Genomic DNA, 23,143 nt, shown 5'->3' on the forward strand with positions numbered 1-23,143 from the left:
CGAAAGACGTCAAATCGGTGTACACGGGTTTTCTATACAGGGCAGTTGGCGTTATCATATAATAACGATTGATATTTTTTAAAACTTAGAGCGTACTCTCATGTTATTTATCGAAACGGATTCGCCACCGCCGTTTTATCAAGAACAGCTCACAGCAGCCAAGCGCAGGCAGCTGGACAAATGGTTTATTGGCCATCGTAGCCAGCGTTATTATCTAAAACGCTTTGAGGAATTTGATGAGCAAGGGTATTTGTCGCCCAAATGGCACTGGGCGGCATTTTTCATCACTTTTCCTTGGCTGCTATACCGCAAGCGCTATATGGACGCCATTGTCTATAGTGTGGCGGGTTGGTCGTTTATTCAGCTTAATGTGGCGCTGGTCTTGGTGGCGTTTGAGTTTGTGGCGATGTCTTATGTCCCTGATGCGTATCAGATGGCCACCCGTATCGGTATTGCCGCGGCTATTTGGCTGTTTTGGTCGTTTATGGTGGCGCGCTGGACGGATGCCTATTATTATCGTATGGCGCGTCGTGAGATTGCGGATGCTATCAATGACCATCCGCGTGATGAGGAGGCGCAAAAGGCGCACCTAAAAAAAGAAGGCGGCGTGAGCTTGTTTGGTTTGGGGCTTGGCTTTGGGTTTTTTGCATTTGCGCTACTGGTGATTAAGGTGCAGTTTTTGCCTATCGTTGCCAAACCAAAAGAAAACGCGGTGCTGTTTGATACTTATGATATCGCCAAAAACGCCCAAAATCGGGTGGCGCTGATCTATCAGCAGACTGGGCAGTGTCCTGTGCATCTGCCGCTTAGTACCGAGGATCAACAGGTGCGCATGCATATCGCCGCCCAAGCGCCAGGGGTGACCAATACCGACTGCGCCATCATTGCGACCATTCAAAACGTCAGCTTTCCAGTACGCTACCTCAATGATCAGACCTTGGTTTTTTATCATCTGCCAGATAGTGATGATTGGGCTTGCACCAGCTCACTCAATAAAAAACAAGCCCCAAAAAGCTGCCTAGCTGATTGATGCATCGATATCGAAGCAAGGGGGTGCTATCGAGCGTGTATCCCAGTCAATGTCGTCAAAGTCGTCAAGGACAATGTTTTAGAGTGACAATAGTTTATAATGACAGTGCTTTAGGGTTTAGAATCAGCGGCGCTGGCATCTTGGTCATCGACAGGCGTTGCTTGACTCTTTAGTGCCTCATAAAAGTCAGTCAAATCCATCTTGCGCGCTTTATCGATATCTTCATCAAATAGACTCTCAAGCTCTGCCATGGCTGACTGCGCCGACTCGATCAGGCTGGCTTCGTCGCCATAAATGGCTTGCTGGCGCTCAATCAAGTCATCATCGTAATCACGGAATGTCTGCACCGTTTCTCGGGCTTTTTCTGGAGAGATGCCCAGCAGCTGTAGCGACTCGCGTGACATATCTAACGACGACAGGTAAGTCTCGCGCCAAATATGACGTACGCCTACTTCACGCAAGCGATAATAATGCTGACGATCCCGCGCTCGTGCTAGGACGATCATATCGGGATAGTTTTTGCGCAAATACTGGGCGGTGGTGATAGAGCGTTCCAAATCGTCAATCGCCAATATAAACACCCGTGCTTTTTTGATGCCAGCAGCGCGGAGGATTTCAGGGTTTTTTGGGTCGCCGTAATAGACTTGGTTACCAAATTTACGCACGAAATCGACACGGTTGGCTGAGCGTTCAATGGCGGTAAATTCGATATTGTGCATGCGCAGTACGCGCCCGATAATCTGCCCGACACGGCCAAACCCTGCAATGATGACTTGATGCTCATGATCAGGAATCGCATCGTACTCACGGCTGGGCTTGCTTTTGGCAAATAATGGCTCGCCGATTTTTTCTAGCAATAAAAACGCCAATGGTGTGAGCGCCATAGAGATGGTGACGATGAGGTTTAAGGTATTGGCAAGTTCAGGGCGCAAGACGTTTTGGGCGCTTGCCACGCTAAAGAGGACAAAGGCGAATTCACCGCCTTGTGCCAGTGTCACGCCCAGCCTAATACTGGTCGGCCAGCGATTGCCTGAGACTTTGGCGATGGCGGTAATCACGGCAAACTTAATCACCATCAGCGCAATGGCGCAGCCAATAATAAAAATAGGCTCCGCTAAGATAAGCTTGACGTCTGTGAGCATGCCAACCGACATAAAAAACAAGCCCAAAAGCAAGCCTTTAAACGGCTCGATACTGGCTTCGAGCTCGTGACGATATTCAGAGTCGGCCAGCAATACGCCCGTCAAAAACGCGCCTAGTGCCATTGATAGACCAATCTGACCCATCAAAATCGACACGCCCATCACAATGAAAAGCGCCACCGCCGTGAGCAGCTCAGAGGCGCCACTGGAGGCCACAAACTTAAAAAATGGACGTACCACATAACGGCTGGCAAAAATCAGACCCGCAAATACGGCAAACACTTTACCAAAATACAGCAGGTCGTAGCTTTGCTCGCGCACCCCTGACAAAAACGGAATGACCGCCAATAAAGGAATGACGGCGATGTCTTGAAACAATAAAATAGTAAAGGCTTCACGGCCATGGGTGCTAGAGAGCTGCTGCTTTTCGGTCAGTATCTGTAAGACAAAAGCGGTGGAGGAGAGTGCAAGGCCAAAACCGACGATAAAGGCAGTATCTAATGCCAAAGAAAAAAACTGGTGCAAAAGCCACATTAGCAGCATGCCAGTGAGGCCAACTTGCAAACCACCGAGGACAAAGATGGAGCGCCGTAGTGCCCAAAGCCGCGATGGTTGTAGCTCAAGGCCAATGATAAATAGCAGCATGACCACGCCAAATTCAGAGAAATGCAGCAAGCTCTCAGCGTCACCTGCCACATCCAAGCCGCTCGGCCCCAAAATCAAACCAGTAATGAGATACCCTAAAACTGTCGCGATACCAAATCGTTTACCAAGGGGTACAAACAGCAGCGCTGCTCCTAAAAAAATTGTAGCTTGTAACATCAAATTTGGTGAGCCGGCGGCGGCAGCGAACATCTGGTATCCTTAAATAGTGGCAAGGTCAAAGACATAATAAAAAACGTGGTCAGAAAAACATCAGAAACCTGCGTTATTTTTTGCGGTAAATTTTCCAAACGCCATTGTCGGCGATGGGGTTGTTGTAAGCATCGTTACGGCGTTTACGCGGGGTCTGTCTGCTATCGACGACTTTAAAATCAGGCAACGCATGGACGATAAGACCGGTACGATAAAAGCGTACGCGCTCAGGCTCCATCATCTCACCCTTACTATCGCGGCAAAACACATAAGCACGTAGGTCAATAAACTCACGATGCGCCACTAATCTTGCCTCGTCATCGTTATCAAATACTGCTGACATGCGCGCAGTCTCCTCGGCACTATAATCGCCGCATTTATCAGTCAGGGCACCGACCGAGCCAAAGCTTTTGGATTCTTTGGCTCGGGTTTTGGTCAGATGCAGGCGCTGCACATGATAAATAAACTGCGGTATCTCGAGGCTGGCTGGCAGTGGCAGATAATCAGGCGGTAGGTTGGCTGCAGGATAAAAAGCCATCGCGCGCTCAAGTAGGGGCTGCCAACGCTGCTGGTAGGCCTGCACCTCTGCTAAGTTACCTTCATAAATAGGCATGTCGCGGATCTGACGCAAGATATCAGGTGGAAACTGCTCGTCACGAAACTGAGCAATATCGTCTTGCAGCGTCGATAGCAAAACTTTGGCGTGTTTTTTGCCCTCTTTTGACGTTGGGTTGTCAATATAGTCTGGGGCGACAAAGGGCGCGGAACGTCTAGACATAAGATCACATCGTCAAGGAATCGGTTAAAAAATACAAGTCAGTTTATCTGCCATGGCAAATCAATCAGTAAATAGCAGTTTATAATTATTATAACCATATAAACGCCAGTAAAAGGATTTTTTTAAATAGGATAAGTAAAGTTTTGCTAGAAATTGTTGAGATGGGTTGGCGGTGGTAGGTTGAAGGTGATGGGTAGGTGATAAGCAGAGTGAGCTATTTTTAACCCATTTAGGTGACTGTCGATTAAATGGAGGGCACGCCCTAGTGACTGTGCCCGATATGGCTATTCGCAGAGCTTTGCTGCTCTGATATGTCGCAGACCAATGCATCGCTATGGGTGCCGGTCTGCGGGTGTGACAAGCTCTCAACCTGAATGGTGGCGTGATGAATACCAAGCGCAAGCAAACCTTGCTCAAGATTGGCAATCAATACGCTGGCATCCGAGATTCTCATATCTCCATCGACCACCACATGGCAAGATAGCGCATTTAGCCCGCTGGTGATGCTCCAAATATGCAGGTCGTGGACTTGTTTTACTTGTGGATGGGCAAGCAGCTTGTCTTCGACATCCACCAGTGATATGCCTTCTGGCGTGCCCTCCATCAAGATATGTACCGAATCACGTACAACTCGGTAACCACTTACTAAGATAAGTATGGCGACGATCACCGACGCTGCGGCATCGGCCCAAACCCAGCCAAACCCCATCATCAGTAACGCAGCGACAATAGCGGCCACTGAGCCCATCAAATCACTTAATACATGCAAGTAAGCGCTTTGCATATTGAGGTTGACAGGCTCTTTTGGGTCAGCACTTTTGGCTTTTATATGGTCTTTATTTGCTTTGTCTTCATTTGCTCCATGGCTGTGGGCGTGCCCATCGCTGCCGCTACTACCACGATGCATCAGCCAAGCGACCAAGATATTAACCAGCATACCGATGGTGGCGACGATTAACATACCTTGGGTGGCAATCTCTGGCGGTGAGTTAAAACGTTTGATCGCTTCATAAAAAATCATCAAGGCGATAATTACTAGCGTCGCACCATTGACGGTGGCCACGATAATCTCAAAGCGTTTATAGCCAAAGGTCTTTTGATGGGTGGCGGCTTTTTCGCCGATTTTAAATGCCATCAACGTCGCACCAAGGGCGATGGCGTCGCTGAGCATGTGACCGGCATCAGAGAGTAACGCCAAGCTGCCTGTCAGTAAGCCACCAATCGCCTCGATAAACATATAGCCTGTGATGATCACAAAGCTAATCAGTAACGTACGCTGATAGCCTTTGGTATCTCTTGGCGCGGTGTTTTGCTCTAAGTGAGTGTCATGATCATGAGCGTCTTGATTGCCAGCAGTATAGTTACTATCGTTGTTTTTATAGACATCAATAGGCTCACTTGGAGGTAAATGCTTATTTTGCTTATGACTGGGATCTTCTTGACTCATAACGTTACTCAAATTTATTAAGACTTATGGTAAATAACTTCAAGGATTAACCATAAATCTAACATAGTCGAGTATTAGAAGCTGTAACGACGAGGTAAAAATGCAGCCAGTAAGCTATAGTCGATTCACTGCAAAAATGACATCGTGCTACTGGTATGAATTTTTCTTGCGTACTGTTATCACAGAGGCTGCGCAACATTCATTCCAGTAGCACTCTTCAGTTTATCACCATGTTATTTTGAATTGACTATACGTTTAGGAGCCTAAGAACAATAAGAGGAAACGGTGATAAGTTTGAGGTGTCAGCCTACCAGCCGACAGGGTCGATATCTAAAGTGAGTTTTAGATATTTAGCGCTAGGTAGCGCCAATACGGGTTGCCACCAGTGGCTTAGTACTTGGTGGAGCTGTCCGCGCTCTTTGGCAATGAGGAGTAGCTGGGCATGGTAGCGGCTGTTTTTTTTGCTCATGGGCGCATCGATGGGCCCGAGCACGGCCAAATTGTGGTTACTGGGCAAGATAGCGATGGCATCTTTGAGCGCTTGCATGGTGGCGGCTAGGGTTTTGCCTTCGCAGCGAATCAGCGCGGCATGGGTATAAGGCGGCAGTCCCATCATTTTGCGCTCTTGTAGTAGATCCCGCGCAAATGATAGGTAGCCGTCTTTTACCAGCTTTAGCAGTAGCGCGTTGTCAGGCTGTAGCGTTTGGATTAACACACGTCCTGCTTTGTCTCCGCGTCCTGCCCGACCGGCGACCTGAATCATCAACTGCGCGGTATGCTCAGGCGAGCGAAAATCCGCGGACAAAAAGCCGCGATCGGCGTTGGGTAAGCACACCAAAGTAACGTTTGGAAAGTGATGGCCTTTGGCGACCATCTGCGTGCCAACCAAGATAGCAGGATCACCTTGATTGATACGCTGATAAATATTTTCCCAGCTGTCTTTGCGCCTTGTGGTATCACGATCGATTTGAATGATCGGGTATAGGACTTTGCTGGTTTGCGGATTGGCAAAAATCGCGTGCAAATTTTCGCTAAGCCTGGTCGTGCCTATACCTTTGGCATCCAAGTTTTGACTGCCGCAGTCAGGGCACACCGCTGGAATATAAGCTTGCCAGTCGCAGTGGTGGCATTTGAGATAGGCGTTACTGCTGTTTTGGCGGCTATAGTGTACTGTTAAATGCGCATCACAGCGTGGACAATCTGCTTGCCAGCCGCAAGCTTCGCACAATAAAACAGGTGCGTAGCCGCGCCGATTTAAAAACACCAGCACCTGATCGCCAGCTTCTAGGGTTTGCCGTATTGCCCCAATCATGGCGTCTGTCAGTCCAGTATCGTAGCGGGCGCCGTCATCCGTTGTCTGCTGGTGCGTACTTTGCAGACGCGCATCGATAAGCTGCATGGGCGCAGGCTTGGCATTGCCTGGCCGTGTCGATAGCTGACATTCTACCAGTTTGCCATCATCGACCAGTTTTAGATGCTCAAGCGAAGGGGTGGCGGTACCGAGTATGACGGGGATGTTGTATTGCACGCCGCGATAAAGCGCGACATCTGCGGCGTGGTAGCGCAGGGTGTCTTGCTGCTTATACGAGCCATCATGTGCCTCGTCAACGACAATCAACCCTAAATCGGCAAAAGGATAGAGCACTGCTGAGCGTGTACCAATGATGATTTGGGCGTGTCCTGTACGGCAGTCTTGCCAGCCCTGCAGGCGGTGGGTGTTGTTCATGCCAGAGTGTAGCAGCACGATATCTGCGGCAAAACGGCTGGCAAAACGGGCGCGCGTCTGCGGTGTCAAGCCAATCTCTGGCACCAAAATCAAAACCTGTTTGCCCGCTTCAAGTACCGCTTGCATGACTTGTAAATACACTTCGGTCTTACCGCTACCAGTAATACCGTTTAATAAAAAACCAGTATAACGGCCAGCTTTGTGAGCGGCGATGATGGTGCTAACCGCCTGTTGCTGCTCGTCATTGAGATCAAGTGGCAGTTTGGCCAGTTTGACAGGCGTCGGTGCTTGTTTTGGCTCGATATAGCGCTCGATGAGTCCTTTTTCTTCCAGTGTTTTTAAAAAAGGCCGCTGCATGCCTTCTAATAATAAAACGTCTTCGCTGGCACCGCGCTCGCCGTGCAATTTGAGCATATCAAACTGCTGTTTTTGTTTTTTGGCATTGGGATGAAAGTCGTCATCAGTGATGTTCGGCAGTATGCGCCAGTGCGTGATCAAAAGATCAAGTGGCTTGCCTTGACGCACCAGTGCCGGCAGGATCACGCCAAACACATCGCCCAGTGGATAGTGATAGTAGCGTGCCAGCCAGTAAGCAAGCTTTAGCATCGTAGCGTTTAGGATAGGCTCGTCATCCAAGCATCGATAGATAGATTTGAGCTTATTTAGTGGTACGCTGCTATCGGCGGCAGCGATATGAGCAACCACGATACCGATAAGTGTCTGCCGACCGAAAGGAACTTCGACACGGCTACCGATTGCTGGACGCGCGCTAGGCTCAGCGGTTGGGGTGGCCTGCGTAGCTGCTGGCAGGCGATAGTCAAATACCCGGTAAAGGGGCACAGGTAGAGCAACTTGTACCAACATAAAAGGCGTCGCCGTCTTATTAGAGAAGTATCATTGCCACAGACGATGATTTACATGGTCGGCATAGACAGTATTAGGACATTAAAGTCGAAATAACGCCGCATTAACCAAAAATATTTGAATGTTTAATAGACTCTATTCAGCTATTCACTGTTAAAAACCAATAAGCTTAGCAGGGTGCTAAGCTTATCGTTACAACACAGATATGAGTGGCAAGCTTACTCAATATACATGATGGCTTCGATCTCAACCACGCCGCCCTTTGGCAACGCGGCGACTTGTACCGCCGCGCGCGCTGGGTATGGCTCGCTTAGGTTGGCGGCAAACACATCGTTGAGCACGGCAAAGTCGCTTAGATCGGTCAAAGAAACGTTGAACTTCACCACGTCACTTAAGCTACCGCCAGCGGCTTCACAGACGGCTTTTAGGTTGGCAAATACTTGCTTGGCTTGTGCTTCAAAGCCTTCTTTTAGCTCCATGGTGTCTGGGTCAAAACCCAGCTGACCTGAGACATAGACAGTGTTGCCAACTTTGACGGCTTGTGAGTAAGTGCCAACGGCGGCAGGTGCTTTGTCTGTTTGGATGGTTTGACGAGTCATAGGATATCCTTGTTATCTGTTGTTAGATGGGTTTGTCAGTTGGGTTTTGAGCATACAGTGGCAGCCTGTACTGTCTTGCTGCAAGCTGTCCAGTTTAGCATTGTTTACTGCTTTCTAAAAACCTCTGAGCATCGCGCCGCGTTTTATAATTTGCCGCGTCGTCAAAAGCTGCTTGTGCGATCGTCAATCCAATATAAACACGACTTGATAGCCTTGTGTCTGATTTATTTGGATTCGACGATAGAGCGACACATCTGGCCGCCATTTAGTGCTATAGCTGATATAGACGGATAATATTGGGGAAGCCGAGTAATGAGCGTAGCTCGCGGATACCCTGCGCTAAGTGGTTGCGGCTACGTACCACGATATGGAGGATGGTATCGCTGCTGCGTACATCGATTTTTTCGACGCCCATATTGAGCTGGCGCAAGTGATAAATCACTTCACTGATTTGCTCATCGCTCAAGGCGATAGAGAGTTTAAGATAAGCGGGGAAACGAACCTTACCGTTATTTTTGATTCCTGTCTCACTAGTCTCGCCTTGGTTAACAGCTTTATCGCTGCGCCAGCGCAGTTGAATGACCTGATAAGGATTGTCTTTACGAATGTCATCAAGTGAAAAACATTTATGACGATGGACGACCAGACCGTGGCGTGATAAATGGCCAACGATAGGGTCGCCGTAGATCGGATGACAGCAGTTGGCAAAGTTGATCTCAACCCCTGAGGCGTTGACGATCAGCTGCTGCGGCTGGGTCATATCAGCGCTATGCTCTTGCGCGTGTAGGTCGTTGACTTCGTCACTAAATAAACGGGTAACGACCAGCTGCGGCAGCAATGTGCCAGAGCTGATTTGCTCAAATAAGGTGTTTTTTTCTGTCAAACCGCGCCATTCAGTTAGGTTTTTCCAGTCGTTGTCTGTCAGATCGTCAAGGCTTTTTTGATAAGTCTTAAGCGCGCGATCTAAGGCTTGCTTTCCATGATGCTGTTTGTCAGCCGCGGACAAGTCTTTAAACCAGCGCAATATCTCTTCGCGGGCCTTGTTGGTGGCTACAAACCCAAGCCACTCTGCTTTTGGCTCTGAGTGGTTGTCGACCTCGATTTCAACCAGTTGGCCATTTTTGACCACCGTGCCCAGTTTGGCTTTTTTGCCATCGATATTGGCACCGACAGCGACGTTGCCGACCATCGGGCCGACAGCATAAGCAAAGTCTAGGGCGGTGGCGCCTTGCGGCAGCTCGTAGGCTCGGCCTTTGGGGCTATAACAAATGATTTTGCTAGAGTGTAGATAGTCCATCAGCTCGTTAATGGTGGAGACGGCCGCCGAAAAGTCAGGACTGCCATCATTTAAGCTGTCTTCTTCGACCAAGTCCTTCATGTTACGCAAGGACGCTTGAATGACTGATTGACTGACATCAGAGGCGTGCTCAGCACCGATGACCCCAAGCCTTGCCGCGCTTTGCATTTGCTTGGTCAAAATCGTGACTTTGACCACGTCATTGTCGCGCTCGTAGATGAGCGTCAGCGACTGATTGCCACCTGGCAGCGGGCGGCGAATATTATCAGCAATATGGGTGTCGTCGATTTGGTATTTTTTGATCAGATAATAGGCGAGCTTATCGCAAGCTTCGATATTGTCGAGTACGATCTCAAACGCATAATGACGCAATAGCGCACTGATTTCGCCGCGGTTGCGAAAAAACTGTCGGTAAATCACCACGCGGTTGTCCAAGACCTTGACCAGACCGTTTAGATCTAAGTTATTTAACACGATACTCAGATAGCGATGAATGGCTTCTCGTTGAAAATTGCGCCCCAAGCCGTGTTGCAACAGCTTATCTGAGAGCTTGTTGTACATCTCAGAGTCAAGATTGCGATAGCACAGTACCTCGATATAATCGGCGATGTCATTGAGACCCATCAGCCGCGCAAAGGGCACATAAAAATCCAGCGTTTCTTGTGCGGTGGTGCGCTGTTTTTCTGGGCGTACCGCATCCAATGTCGACATGTTGTGCAGGCGATCTGCCAGCTTGATGATCAATACTCGTGGATCTGCGAGGGTCGCGGTCAAAATCTTATGAAAAGTGGCGGCTTTGTTTTCTTGTTTATTGTGTGCCGAGGATTTGAGCTTGGTGACGCCATCGACCAATCTGGCTACGGCTTTGCCATAGCGCTCAGCGATTTGCTCATCACTGACCTCAGTGTCCTCTACCGTATCATGCAAAATCGCCGCAATGATGGTATCTCGATCCAAGCGAAAACCTGCCAGTATCTCAGCGACCGCAATAGGGTGGGTGATATAAGGCTCCCCTGATTTACGCTTATCCTTGATATGGGCGATGTCACCAAACTCACAGGCATCAATAACATCACGGCGCTCGGCGGCAGTGAGGTAGCCTACTGAGCGCAATAAGTTATATTGAGCATCATCGACTAGGTGATGACTGAGCTTGGGCAAGGTTTGAATCATAAAGTGACGATCCTATATTTGATGACTGGGTTTTATGACCAGTTTTTATGGCTGCTTTTTATGACCAGGCAACTGCGATAACACTCAATCATCGATCAAGATAAGCGGCGGCTGACAAAATATGAACTCGCTATAGAAAACGTGAGAGTGAGAGCCGTGCACCTTCTAATTAATCTTAAATTGCATTCAATGTCAACAGCTAAGCAAATCGCGAGGCAAAAAATCTAAAAATTACCACTCAGTGGTATATTTTGGGGTCTCAGTGGTCATTACAAATGATACAACCAAAAAACCACAGCTTATGCTGTGGTCTCTTTTGTCATGATGATATGACGGCTTTTGGGGCATATATAGCCCGCCTTAATCTGGTTGGTCTAACAAACCATGATTAAAGATTAAAAGCTATGATCACCTGACAGGGCTAAGTCTAATGAGCTGGTTGCAAAGTTATGCTCTGGCTGATTTAAAATATCGCGGGTGATTTTGCCAGCAGCAATCTCACGTAATGCCAAAACCGTTGGTTTGTCATTATCGACATCAACCATTGGCTCAGCGATACCTTTGGCCAATTGACGGGCGCGCTTGCTTGCGACTAAAATCAGCTCAAAGCGATTATCTACGTTATCTAAACAATCTTCAATCGTCACTCGTGCCATAAATAGCTACCTCGGTTGTTTTTATTAAGTGGCGAATATGGCCGCCACCCAATAAAAATAATATCAAAAATATATAAAGGGGGATAGCTAGATATTATAGCATTTTTTGCCCCGCCGCGTCGTTGCTTTTTTATCTCTACATCACAAAATCTGGCACGCCGCCCTTTTAACGCGTTAATTTGTCTGACGTTTTAGTCTGCCTGAGTGCCGAGCAGATTGGCAATGGTGCGATGGTAGCGCTGCTGCTGGCGGCTTAGGGTCTGCCTGTCAGCGACGATAATGGCCTTTAGCTCAGTCAATGCCACCTCAAAGTTATCATTTATAATCACATAATCAAAATGGACGTACTGCGCCATTTCCGTCACTGCACCGGCCAAACGCTGCTCGATGACCTCCATCGAGTCTTGCGCGCGTGTCGATAGACGCTGACGCAGGGTGTCGATACTGGGCGGTAAAATAAAAATCATCACCGCGTCCGTAAAGATTTTTTTGACTTGTAGCGCCCCTTGCCAGTCAATCTCTAAGATGACATCGACGCCTGCGTCTAACTGCGCCCGTACGCTTTGCTCTGAGGTGCCATAGTAGTTGCCAAACACCTCAGCATGCTCCAAAAACTGATTGTCATGGATGGCGGCGACGAATTTGTCGACATTGGTAAAATGATAATGCTGACCATCGACCTCGCCTGGACGCGGCGCGCGCGTGGTATGTGACACACTGACAGTCAAGTCATTGGTGGTAGCCAATAGCTGTTTTACCAGTGAGGTCTTGCCAGTACCTGAAGCGGCGGTGATGATAAATAATGAACCTGTCATACAGTGTGTCCTAGTAGCGAGAGCCCTAATAAATATAAAAAGCTGGTAAAAAGAAAAATCGCCATCATTTATGGCGATAGCAGGGTTGATTGGTACCGTAATAAACAGCCGTTACGCATAATAAAGCCCCTGCCCATCAGTAGGCGGTAGTCACATGACTACTACGTACTATACGTACTAACTGTGACCGGCGCGGGAATTTCAAAGGCAATAAAAGCAAATTATGCTACAGTAACGCATGGGTTTTATCCCAAACCTTCAATCAAAGCTTAATCCAAGCTGTTGTGAGACGTTTTATATAGTCTTAAATACAAATTATCTAATGATAGGCCTTTTTATGCAAATTTATCTTGCCAATCCGCGGGGATTTTGTGCTGGTGTCGATCGCGCTATTGCGATTGTCAACGAAGCATTGACACGTTTTGAGCCGCCCATTTATGTCCGCCACGAGGTGGTACATAATAAATTTGTGGTCTCAGACTTGGCCAATCGCGGCGCGGTATTCGTTGAAGAATTGGATGAAGTGCCAGATGGCTCCATCGTTATTTTTTCAGCACACGGGGTGTCAAAGGCGGTCGAGGATGAGGCTGAGCGCCGCGATTTGACGGTATTTGACGCCACTTGTCCGCTCGTCACCAAAGTGCATATCGAAGTGGCAAAGTTTGCACAAGAGGGCATGGATGCTGTGCTGATCGGCCATGCTGGACATCCAGAAGTCGAAGGCACCATGGGGCGATTTAACCGTGGGCATGGCGGTCAGATTCATCTGGTCGAAAACGAAAGTGATGTGGCTGCACTCAGTGTCCAAGATGCTGAGCGCCTAGCGTTTGTCACCCAAACTACGCTATCGATGGATGACACCGCGCGCGTCATCGATGCACTGCGCGATAAGTTTCCAAGCATTCAAGGCCCGCGCAAAGACGATATCTGCTACGCCACCCAAAACCGCCAAGATGCGGTCAAAGACTTGGCGGGCCGCTGTGAAGTGGTGTTGGTCGTTGGCTCACCAAACTCATCAAACTCCAACCGTCTGCGCGAGCTGGCCGAACGTATGGATTGCCGTGCGTATCTGATAGACAATGCCAGCGAGATGGACAAAAGCTGGTTGGAGGGTGTGCAGAGTATCGGGGTGACGGCTGGTGCCTCAGCGCCGGAAGTTCTGATCCAAGAAGTGCTAAAGCAGCTGCAAGACTGGGGTGGCGATTTGCCAAGCGAGCTATCGGGTATCGAAGAAAACGTGACGTTTAGCCTGCCAAAAGCGCTGCGCATTCCGGTCACTCAAGTAGGCAAGTGATATGAGTCAACAGCAGCCAAAAACAAAGTTTGTCTTAGCAGAAGCCACGCTAGATGAGATCAACAAGCAGCTAAAAATTAATACCTTTGTCACCATCGTCTTGGTGCTGATGCTGCTACTCAATACCGCTCAGTTTATAAAGGGTTATAGCGTCTTATATGGCGTACTGATTGCGGTGATGGCGTTTTTTCTATTTATCATGGTCAAGAGTCGCACACTGCTGACCATGCAAAAACAACGATTGAGCAAATAACGTATGCTTATCGAATCCGGCAACACGTTATTTCAATCAAGCTCATATCCAACCAAGCTCATATAAGGTACACGTCGACGATAAGTCAGGCAGGATCAGCCAGACAGTTTGCGGTCATAAATAGTGTGCTTTAAATAAAAAAGAGAATCGAAAATATTAAGGAAAATTATGTCAGCGTACTACAAACTGGTCAAACGCGAACCATTGGCAGAGGGTGTCAGTATCGCGCATTATCAGCCGACGCAGCATGCCCAAGGCGCGTGGAACGAGCACGAGCAACATATGGCGCCAGCCACTGGGGTGCTGAGCGCTGAGCTACAAGGGTATGCGCCGCAAAAAAACATGCGCATCGCTCGTATTAGCTTAGATATTTTGGGGCTGATACCGCTTGATGAGTTTACCATTACTACGCGCTGTATTCGCCCAGGCAAGACCATCGAGCTTGTCGAGGCGGTAATGAGTAGCCGTGGCCGAGATGCCATTATTGCTAGGGCATGGCGACTGCTGACGCAAGACACCAGCGCCATCGCTGGCATTGAGGATCAACCAGCACAGTATAAGCCAGAAACACTGCCTGCTTGGGAGGATATGAAAGGTTGGCCGGGCGGCTTTATCGAAAGTGTGCGCTTGGTGGCCGCTCCAGATCGCCGAGAAGGTCGCGGCATGGTTTGGATAACCAACGATGTCGAGATGGTAGAGGGCGTACCCACTGATGATATGGTGCATCTGCTGGGCATGGTCGATACTGCCAATGGCGTGGTACCAAGACTGGGTTTAGGGCTGTCAAAACTAGAGTGGATGTTTCCCAATACAGACCTGCAAATCCATATGCACCGCGTCCCTAAAGGTCGCTGGCTCGGTATCGAGGCGGTACAGCAGTATGGCGCTGATGGTATCGGGCTGACCAGTGCTGTGCTCCACGATGTGCATGGGCCCTTTGGTCGTAGCGAACAAATACTGACCATCCGCCCGATGCCGCGCTAGCATAAAAAAGGTGAGTGAGCGTAGGTAGGCGAGCATATACGCCGCATTCGCGACCATGCTAACTATGCTGACCATGTTAACGAAGGCAAAGCAGAGCCAGAACCATGGCAGTTACCGCAAAGCCTCTTATAGTTCTGTAAAATAAAATGAAAGCATGTGATTAATTAATTATACAAAACAAGCCGAATCGGTTGTAATAGTAATCAAGCAAAGGCTAGGTAAGATAACTGCACAGGCAGGTTACTATGAACAAAATTCATCTGAACAAAGATCACCGCTTTTCAAACAAACTGACGAGCATTCTAGATATACTGCTAGAAGCCGTATTCAGAATAAGTTTGGCACTTTCATTTGTTTTTACAGGAGTATGACCATGAGTGATAAAAAATGCCCTTACGCCCCAACCCAATTGACCATGGGTAATGGCGCACCAGTCGCTGACAACCAAAACAGCATGACCGCAGGCAAGCGCGGCCCATTATTGGCTCAAGATATCTGGCTCAATGAAAAGCTTGGCAATTTTGTCCGCGAAGTGATTCCAGAGCGCCGTATGCACGCCAAAGGCTCAGGCGCGTTTGGTACCTTTACCGTGACCAACGACATCAGCAAATATACCCGCGCGGCTATTTTTAGCGAAGTGGGCAAAAAAACCGAGATGTTTGCGCGCTTTAGTACTGTGGCAGGCGAGCGCGGCGCTGCTGATGCTGAGCGCGACATTCGCGGCTTTGCCTTGAAGTTTTATACCGAAGAGGGTAACTGGGACATGGTCGGTAACAACACGCCTGTGTTCTTTTTACGCGACCCACGCAAATTCCCAGATTTAAACAAAGCAGTCAAACGCGATCCACGTACCAACATGCGCTCAGCGACCAACAACTGGGACTTTTGGACTTTATTACCAGAAGCCTTTCACCAAGTCACCATCGTCATGAGTGATCGCGGCATCCCAGCCTCGTACAGACACATGCATGGCTTTGGCTCGCACACTTACAGCTTTTGGAATGAAGCGGGCGAGCGCTATTGGGTGAAGTTTCATTTCCGTACGCAGCAAGGCATCAAAAACTTAACCGATGACGAAGCTCGTGAAGTCGTCGGTATGGACCGCGAAAGCAATCAAAAAGACTTGTATGATGCTATCGAAAACGGCGATTTTCCGAAGTGGAAAATGTACGTGCAAATCATGCCAGAAGCTGAGGCAGATACCGTCCCTTATCATCCGTTTGACTTGACCAAAGTATGGCCAAAAGGGGATTATCCGCTTATCGAAGTGGGTGAGTTTGAGCTTAACAAAAACTCTGACAACTATTTTGTCGATGTCGAGCAAGCTGCGTTTGCGCCTAGCAACCTAGTCCCAGGTATCAGCGTCTCACCAGACAGAATGCTCCAAAATCGCTTGGTGAACTACGCCGATGCTCAGCGTTACCGTGTCGGTGTCAACCATCAACAGATCCCTGTCAACAAGCCGCGCTGTCCTGTGATGAGCAACCACCGTGATGGTCAAGGCCGCGTCGATGACAACTATGGCAGCCGCCCACACTATGAGCCAAACAGCTTTAGCCAGTGGCAGGAGCAGCCTGATTATGCCGAGCCACCCTTAAAAATTGATGGCGATGCGGCGCACTATGATTTTCGCGAAGACGATAGCGACTACTTTAGCCAGCCACGCGCGTTGTTTCATTTGATGAGTGCTGAGCAGCAGCAGGTCTTGTTTGATAATACCGCCAGAAACATGGCAGGCGTGCCAGACTTTATCCAGTATCGTCATATTCGTAACTGCCATTGGTGTGACCCTGTGTATGGCGAGGGCGTGGCCAAGGCTTTGGGCTTGCGCGTCGAAGATGCGATGGCTGCCCGTGACTCTGATCCAGCGCGTCATCTGCCAAGCTGTCTATAAGCCGCGGCGCATGCTTGGCGCGCCTAGAGGAGGCAAGCGAGGCAACGCCACTCAATGCTAAAAAATGATAAAAACCGCTTAAGTCAACTTAGGCGGTTTTTTTGTGGACGATTTTTATGGTCAATATTGGTTTTTGCGGTATTTTGGCTTGAAATTTTTGCCTGTGCCCCTATCTGATTAACCAGCCTAACAGTATTTATCGCCCAGCCTTTATGGCCAGAGATGCCATACTGTTGGTATTGGAAAATTTGTGATTCACCGCTGCTGATGACAGCATCTTTGGTATGAATAATAGGAGTTTTTATGAGTGAGCAGACCCAAGTGGACAATCAAAGTTCCGCTGATGTAAAAAAACACAGTTTTGAAGCAGAAGTCGCCCAGCTACTGCACTTGGTGACCCATTCGCTATATTCTAATGCCGATATTTTCGTTCGTGAGCTGGTCTCTAACGCCTCGGACGCTTGTGATAAATTGCGCTTTGAAGCCACCAACGATGACAGCCTTTATGAAGACGATGGCGAGCTTAAAATTCGCATCGATGTCGACACCGAGGCCAAAACCATCAGCTTTATCGATAATGGTATCGGTATGAATGAAGCTGATGCCATCGAAAACCTAGGTACCATCGCCAAATCAGGCACCAAAGCTTTCTTAGATAAGCTGTCTGAGTCGCAAAAACAAGACGGTCAGCTGATTGGTCAGTTTGGGGTGGGCTTTTATTCAGGGTTTATCGTGGCCGACACCATCACCGTTGAGTCGCGCAAAGCCGGTGAGCCCGCCGATCAAGGCGTTCGCTGGGTATCTGATGGCACGGGAAGCTTTACGGTTGAGACCATCACAAAAGACACTCGCGGCACCCGTATCACGCTGCACTTAAAAGAAGAATACAGTGAAGGTGAAGACAACTACCTAGACCGCGGAAAGATCAAGCGTCTGGTCAACAAATACTCAGATCACATCAGCTTGCCGATTCAGATGCGTAAAGAAGTTTGGCAAGAAGATGTCAAAGAGGAAGGTGCGGACGAAAATGATAGTAGCGACGCACCAGCCGGCGGCCAGATGGTCTTGACCGATGAATGGGAAACCATCAACAAAGCCAGTGCGCTGTGGACACGCTCAGCATCTGAAATCGAAGATGATGAATATGTCGATTTTTATAAAAACATCACTTATGACATGGACGATCCGCTCACATGGACACACAACCGTGTCGAAGGCCGCGTGCAGTACACCCAGCTGTTATATATTCCTAAAAAAGCGCCAATGGATCTGTACACACGCGAGCAGCAGCATGGGCTAAAGCTGTATGTCAAACGCGTCTTTATCATGGATGAAGCAGAGCAGCTACTACCGATGTATTTGCGCTTTGTCAAAGGGGTGATCGACTCTGCTGACTTACCACTGAACGTCAGCCGTGAGCTGTTACAAGAGTCACGCGATGTAAAATCTATCCGTGATGGTAACGCGCGCCGCGTACTGACTTTGCTGGCGAGCCTTGCCAACAGCGAGGACAGCGACAAGCAAGAAAAATTTGCGCAGTTCTATAGCGAGTTTGGCGATGTCATCAAAGAAGGCCTAGGCGAGGACATGGGCAACCAAGCGCGTATTGCCAAGTTGCTGCGCTATGCTACCAGCACCAATGACAAGGTCGAGACCAGCTTTGAGGACTATAAAGCGCGTATGAAGGATGGGCAAAAAGCCATCTATTATCTCACGGCTGACAACCTCGCTGCTGCCAAAAACAGCCCGCAGCTTGAGCTGTTTAAGAAAAAAGGCATCGAAGTGATCTTGATGACCAGCCGCGTTGATGAGTGGGCGATGAACTTCTTGACCCAGTTTGATGACACGCCGCTACAAAACATTGCCAAAGGTGCGGTAGATTTGGGCGATTTGCAAGACGAAGAAGAAAAAGCGGAAGCGGAAAAGGCGCAAGAGGCCATGAAGCCAGTCGTTGACAAACTAAAAACGACCCTAGGCGCACGTGCCAAAGATGTCAAAGTCTCAACGCGTCTGGTCGACAGCCCAGCGTGTTTGGTGGTCGGCGAAGGTGAGCTCTCCCCACAGATGATTCAGATGCTCAAGCAAATGGGTCAAGAAGTGCCAGAGAGCAAGCCCACGCTTGAAGTCAACCCAGAGCATCCATTGATCAAAAAACTAGAAACCAGCGAGCAGTTTGATGAGCTGGCGCAAGTGATTTTTGATCAAGCACTATTGGCCGACGGTGGTCAACTTGACGACCCAGCCGCGTATCTAAAACGCGTCAACGAGCTATTGATGAAGTAAGCACGGCTGATATCAATGACTAATAAAGGAGGTCTTGTACTCAAGGCCTCTTTTTTTATATGTTTTTATGTAAATATAGCCGAATTTTACAAATCAGCCTTATCCTCTTAGGCGACAATCCGTTACAATCGCGATAGATTAGCGCGCTAAGCTATTCGGCTGGGTTTTTTATTTTTAACCCTATTTTATCGTCAATTAGGGATAAAATTGCTGTCGGTACACCGTACAAACATTAGGGCGTGTTGAACATTCAACCGTGGCACTGACAGAGACTATTTTTTAGACGATTCGAAGGTAAAAATAGTAAGCTTAGCCCTAGATAAAGTATATAAAGTGGTCTATTAAAAAATGCTGACAGCAAAGCGTGCTATCCTTGATTTGCGTTATTTCTCTCGACTGGCTAGAGGTCTAAGTCTTTGTCACTTGCGTCGTTAAAAACCGTATCGCTTCAGCGTTTTTCGCTCAATTTCGCGGCCAATATCATTGCAACCTTATGGATGCTAGTAGGCTCAACGCGGGCGTTTTCTTGGGTCAAGCCTACGTTTATACAATTTGCTGTTTTTGCGCTGTTGGCGCTGGGCAGTAATGTGCTGTTTTCGTGGCTGGCAGCCGAAAATGGCAGCGTGTTTAATGAGCAAGGACTGGTCAGCTATCTTATTTGGCCGATGATTATCTTGCTCGGTGGTATCATCTTGGCACGGCGAGCGAGCAATCAAGCCTTGGTGTTTGTGCCCGTGGTGCTATGGCTGGTCGCAGATACGTTATCGGCGCTGCTACAAAGCTTGGTACAGTTTTTGGGCAGTCATGGCTGGCTACCTGATTGGAGCTATTCATTTTTACCTATTTTATTTTTGCTGCTTTTTTTGTGGCAGACATTGGCACTGCTTTGGATATTTTCGCGGCGCCTGCGTATTCCGTGGTGGGAGCGTATCCTTGTGCTGCTCGGTGCGGTGGCGCTTTTGACTATCTGGCAGCGTAACGTCGCTGATCAGCCAATATTTAAACCAATCCCTATCGAGCCTGTGCTAGAGGAAGCGGCGCTCTACAAGCAGCCACGTTTGCTCCAAAACGCTCTAAACAGTATCGATCCGGGTATCACGGGAAAAACCGACTGGTACTTTATGGGTGTGGCGGGGTTTTCTGAGCAAAATGTATTTCGCTCGGAGATCAATAAAGTCCGTGAGCTGTTTGATGTACGTTTTGGCACCAGTGGTCGCTCGCTTGCTTTGATTAATAATACTTATAGCTGGCTAGATGAGCCGGTGGCGACCAAGACCAGTATCTTGCGCGGGCTAAAAAAAATTGGCCAGCAGATGAATACCGATGAAGATGTGCTGTTTATGACGCTCTCATCACACGGCACCGAAGACCTGATTCAATTGGCCAACCCGCCACTCGCTATGGAAAACCTCGACGCGGCATGGCTGCGTGAGGCACTGGATACTTCTGGTATTCGCTGGCGGGTGATTGTGGTGTCTGCCTGTTATTCTGGCTCGTTTATCGACGAGCTGGCGTCGCCGACCACGGTGGTGATTACCGCCTCAGACGCTGATAAGATGTCGTTTGGTTGTACCAACACCGCTGAGATGACTTACTTTGGGCAGGCGTTTTTTGCCGAGAGCTTACGTAGCAATACCAGCTTTGCGGCGGCCTTTAAAGACGCAAGGCGGCGGGTTAGTAAGCGCGAAAACCTGATGGGCTTTGAGCCCTCTGAGCCGCAAATGGCCATCGGTAGTCTAATGGAGACGGCGCTGCCAGCCTTTGAGCAAGTGCTGTTTGATAAAACGCGGCCGCCAGTGGCACGCATTATAGAGGGTGCTGGTATCGATGCCGCACCTAAAAACGCTGCCCGTCCAGCGGTCGCCGCTATTGATGGGATGCGTTGATCTTATCAATATAAGACAGCACGGCCCATGTATTCTCTCGTTAAGCGTCATATATTTGACCAGTATTTTATCTTAGATAAAAAGGATCTGACTTATGAGTAACTCCTATCATCATAGCTTCTCTACCAGCTCACAGCTCACGCAGCTTAGTGTCAATCGCTGTTTTGATGGCGAGCAGCACTATTATAGCCATCAGTCGACAGCGACAAAGACTGCGATGACATTTAGTATCTACTTGCCAGATGAGGCGCTCGCAGGTCGCCGCTGTCCAGCTGTTTTATATTTATCAGGTTTGACGTGTAATGCCGATAACGTCACGCACAAAGCGCATTTTCAACAAAAATGCAGCGAGCTTGGGATGATATTTATCGCGCCAGGCACCTCTCCTAGAAGTAGTGAGTCGGTGGATGTGCCAAATGATGAGCGTTATTTTGTCGGGCAGGGCGCCAGCTACTATGTCGATGCTGCGCAGGCACCGTGGTCCGAGCATTTTAATATGCAAAGTTATATCGTAAATGAGCTATATGACTTACTGCGCTCAGAGTTTCCTATCGATAGCATCGGTGTGACAGGACACTCAATGGGTGGTCATGGGGCACTGCTATTGGGGTTTAAATTCCCGAGTAAGTTTATCAGCGTATCAGCGCTGTCGCCAGTATGCGCCGCCAGCGAGTCGGCATGGGGCGAGGCTGCTTTTACAGAGTACTTTGGTGATGATAAAGCGCAGTGGGCGCAAGCAGATGCGGCAAAAACGATAGAAAAAGTCGGTCAGCAGTATGCAAGTATTTTGGTCGATCAAGGCGCGGCGGACAATTTTTTGGCAGACGGCCAATTACAGACCAATAAGTTGCTTGACGCTTGTGAAAAAGCCAAACAGCCCTTAACATTACGTTATCAAGCAGGGCATGACCATAGCTATTACTTTATCCAAACTTTTATTAATGATCATATCGAGCATCATTGGCGTATGGCGCAGTTTGGCTAGTGGCTTGTTTGTCCCGAGCTGTTTTTTGCGCGTAGGCTTTCATATAGGTGCTGTACGGTAGATTGCTTATGTTTATTAAGGTTAAAATATAATGGCAAGTTATCAAGATATTATGACTTCCAAGCCTGCTATATCGCAGGCTGCTTGTGCCTCAGCCTCGCTTACCATCATGCGCGCTGATATGATTGCCGCCTTACAAAGCAAGCAACATGGTAAGCGGGCGTCAACTGAGCCGCAGCCCTGTCCTCAGCATACAGGTAGTAGTCTGAGTGTGCTAGATGAGGCGCAGATATCACGCGTGATAGAGATGGCGTGGGAGGATAGGACGCGCTTATTGCAAAACGCAATATAAGCCGCGTTAGCTGTGGTTTTGAGCCTTGTTATTTCTAGCCTTGTTATTTTTATACAATCATCAATCAGGTAGTTTATTTATGAGCAGTCCTTCTAAGCCTTATCTTATTGCGCCTTCTATCTTATCGGCTGACTTTGCCAGACTTGGTGAAGAGGTCGAAAAGGTATTAGAGGCTGGTGCTGATGTCATTCATTTTGATGTCATGGACAATCACTACGTACCCAACTTAACGTTTGGTAGCATGATCTGTAAAGCGCTACGTGATTATGGCGTCGATGCCCCTATCGATGTGCATCTGATGGTGTCGCCTGTCGATGGTATGATTGAGCAGTTTTTGGACGCAGGGGCCAGCATCATTACCTTTCATCCAGAAGCCAGCGCGCATATCGACCGCTCTTTGCAGCTGATCAAAGATGGCGGCGCTGAGTGCGGTTTGGTATTAAACCCAGCAACGCCTTTACACTACTTGGACTACGTGATGGATAAGGTCGATCAAATCCTGCTAATGAGTGTCAACCCAGGGTTTGGCGGTCAGTCGTTTATCGACAGTACGCTGGGCAAGGTGCGGGAGGTGCGTCAGCGCATCATCACCAGTGGCCGTGATATCAGGCTTGAAGTGGATGGCGGCGTCAAGGCCAGCAATATCCGTGCGATCGCTGAAGCGGGCGCTGATATGTTTGTCGCAGGCTCGGCGATATTTAATCAGCCAGATTATAAAGCTGCAATCGACGCCATGCGTGCAGAGCTGGCATTGGCCAACGCGAGCGCATAGCTGAGATGGGGCACGGCTCACGGCTGCTGTTAGCGTGAGCGCCCTACAAAAGTAAAAA

At 48.7% G+C, this 23,143-nt stretch carries 18 protein-coding genes; 10 read left to right on the forward strand and 8 right to left on the reverse strand.

The window, feature by feature from the left end; translation table 11 throughout:
• Positions 1 to 100: 100 nt before the first annotated feature.
• On the forward strand, positions 101 to 1,030 hold the full coding sequence (locus BTV99_RS00885) for a DUF2628 domain-containing protein (RefSeq protein WP_075100466.1): 930 nt from the start codon (positions 101 to 103) through the stop codon (positions 1,028 to 1,030).
• Between the two features lie 110 nt (positions 1,031 to 1,140).
• On the opposite strand, the gene BTV99_RS00890 is transcribed toward BTV99_RS00885, so the two are convergent.
• From BTV99_RS00890 to gmk, 8 genes are all read right to left on the reverse strand, one after another.
• Positions 1,141 to 3,027, reverse strand: coding sequence for a monovalent cation:proton antiporter-2 (CPA2) family protein (locus BTV99_RS00890; protein ID WP_075100467.1), 1,887 nt, complete (start codon positions 3,025 to 3,027; stop codon positions 1,141 to 1,143).
• 73 nt (positions 3,028 to 3,100) lie between these two features.
• Positions 3,101 to 3,805 carry a hypothetical protein gene (locus tag BTV99_RS00895; protein ID WP_075100468.1) on the reverse strand — a complete coding sequence of 235 codons (705 nt, stop codon included), beginning with the start codon at positions 3,803 to 3,805 and terminating at the stop codon, positions 3,101 to 3,103.
• Positions 3,806 to 4,067: 262 nt separating this feature from the next.
• The gene (locus BTV99_RS00900) at positions 4,068 to 5,252 is read right to left on the reverse strand and encodes a cation diffusion facilitator family transporter (RefSeq protein WP_075100469.1); all 1,185 of its coding nucleotides are present in this window, start codon (positions 5,250 to 5,252) and stop codon (positions 4,068 to 4,070) included.
• Between the two features lie 307 nt (positions 5,253 to 5,559).
• Entirely contained in the window at positions 5,560 to 7,842 is a 2,283-nt protein-coding gene (locus BTV99_RS00905; RefSeq protein ID WP_075100470.1) for a primosomal protein N', read from the reverse strand.
• A 218-nt stretch (positions 7,843 to 8,060) separates the two neighbouring features.
• Complete coding sequence (locus BTV99_RS00910) at positions 8,061 to 8,441, reverse strand: RidA family protein (RefSeq protein ID WP_075100471.1); 381 nt, start codon at positions 8,439 to 8,441, stop codon at positions 8,061 to 8,063.
• A gap of 271 nt (positions 8,442 to 8,712) precedes the next feature.
• A complete protein-coding gene (locus tag BTV99_RS00920) occupies positions 8,713 to 10,911 on the reverse strand; it encodes a bifunctional (p)ppGpp synthetase/guanosine-3',5'-bis(diphosphate) 3'-pyrophosphohydrolase (protein ID WP_075100473.1) in 2,199 nt (732 codons plus the stop codon).
• Positions 10,912 to 11,306: 395 nt separating this feature from the next.
• Entirely contained in the window at positions 11,307 to 11,567 is a 261-nt protein-coding gene (rpoZ, locus tag BTV99_RS00925; protein WP_068403827.1) for a DNA-directed RNA polymerase subunit omega, read from the reverse strand.
• Between the two features lie 191 nt (positions 11,568 to 11,758).
• Positions 11,759 to 12,382, reverse strand: a complete 624-nt coding sequence (gene gmk, locus BTV99_RS00930; protein ID WP_075100474.1) for a guanylate kinase — start codon at positions 12,380 to 12,382, stop codon at positions 11,759 to 11,761.
• Positions 12,383 to 12,719: 337 nt separating this feature from the next.
• Here gmk and ispH point away from each other — a divergent pair, with 337 nt between their 5' ends.
• The 9 genes from ispH (at position 12,720) to rpe (ending at position 23,085) form a co-directional block, all read left to right on the forward strand.
• Complete coding sequence (ispH, locus tag BTV99_RS00935) at positions 12,720 to 13,676, forward strand: 4-hydroxy-3-methylbut-2-enyl diphosphate reductase (protein WP_075100475.1); 957 nt, start codon at positions 12,720 to 12,722, stop codon at positions 13,674 to 13,676.
• Between the two features lies 1 nt (position 13,677).
• Positions 13,678 to 13,929, forward strand: a complete 252-nt coding sequence (locus BTV99_RS00940) for a hypothetical protein (protein ID WP_075100476.1) — start codon at positions 13,678 to 13,680, stop codon at positions 13,927 to 13,929.
• 168 nt (positions 13,930 to 14,097) lie between these two features.
• Entirely contained in the window at positions 14,098 to 14,913 is an 816-nt protein-coding gene (locus tag BTV99_RS00945) for a thioesterase family protein (protein WP_075100477.1), read from the forward strand.
• A gap of 367 nt (positions 14,914 to 15,280) precedes the next feature.
• Positions 15,281 to 16,807, forward strand: a complete 1,527-nt coding sequence (locus BTV99_RS00950) for a catalase (RefSeq protein ID WP_305956332.1) — start codon at positions 15,281 to 15,283, stop codon at positions 16,805 to 16,807.
• 303 nt (positions 16,808 to 17,110) lie between these two features.
• Complete coding sequence (gene htpG / locus BTV99_RS00955; RefSeq protein ID WP_075100479.1) at positions 17,111 to 19,090, forward strand: molecular chaperone HtpG; 1,980 nt, start codon at positions 17,111 to 17,113, stop codon at positions 19,088 to 19,090.
• A 416-nt stretch (positions 19,091 to 19,506) separates the two neighbouring features.
• Positions 19,507 to 20,976 (forward strand): C13 family peptidase, encoded by a 1,470-nt coding sequence (locus BTV99_RS00960; protein ID WP_075100480.1) that lies wholly within the window; start codon positions 19,507 to 19,509, stop codon positions 20,974 to 20,976.
• Positions 20,977 to 21,070: 94 nt separating this feature from the next.
• On the forward strand, positions 21,071 to 21,961 hold the full coding sequence (fghA, locus tag BTV99_RS00965) for an S-formylglutathione hydrolase (protein ID WP_075100481.1): 891 nt from the start codon (positions 21,071 to 21,073) through the stop codon (positions 21,959 to 21,961).
• 91 nt (positions 21,962 to 22,052) lie between these two features.
• Positions 22,053 to 22,313, forward strand: a complete 261-nt coding sequence (locus tag BTV99_RS00970) for a hypothetical protein (RefSeq protein ID WP_075100482.1) — start codon at positions 22,053 to 22,055, stop codon at positions 22,311 to 22,313.
• A 79-nt stretch (positions 22,314 to 22,392) separates the two neighbouring features.
• A complete protein-coding gene (gene rpe / locus BTV99_RS00975) occupies positions 22,393 to 23,085 on the forward strand; it encodes a ribulose-phosphate 3-epimerase (protein ID WP_075100483.1) in 693 nt (230 codons plus the stop codon).
• Positions 23,086 to 23,143 lie beyond the last annotated feature (58 nt).

Source organism: Psychrobacter sp. Rd 27.2, assembly GCF_001921755.1.
Classification (GTDB): Bacteria; Pseudomonadota; Gammaproteobacteria; order Pseudomonadales; family Moraxellaceae; genus Psychrobacter; species Psychrobacter celer.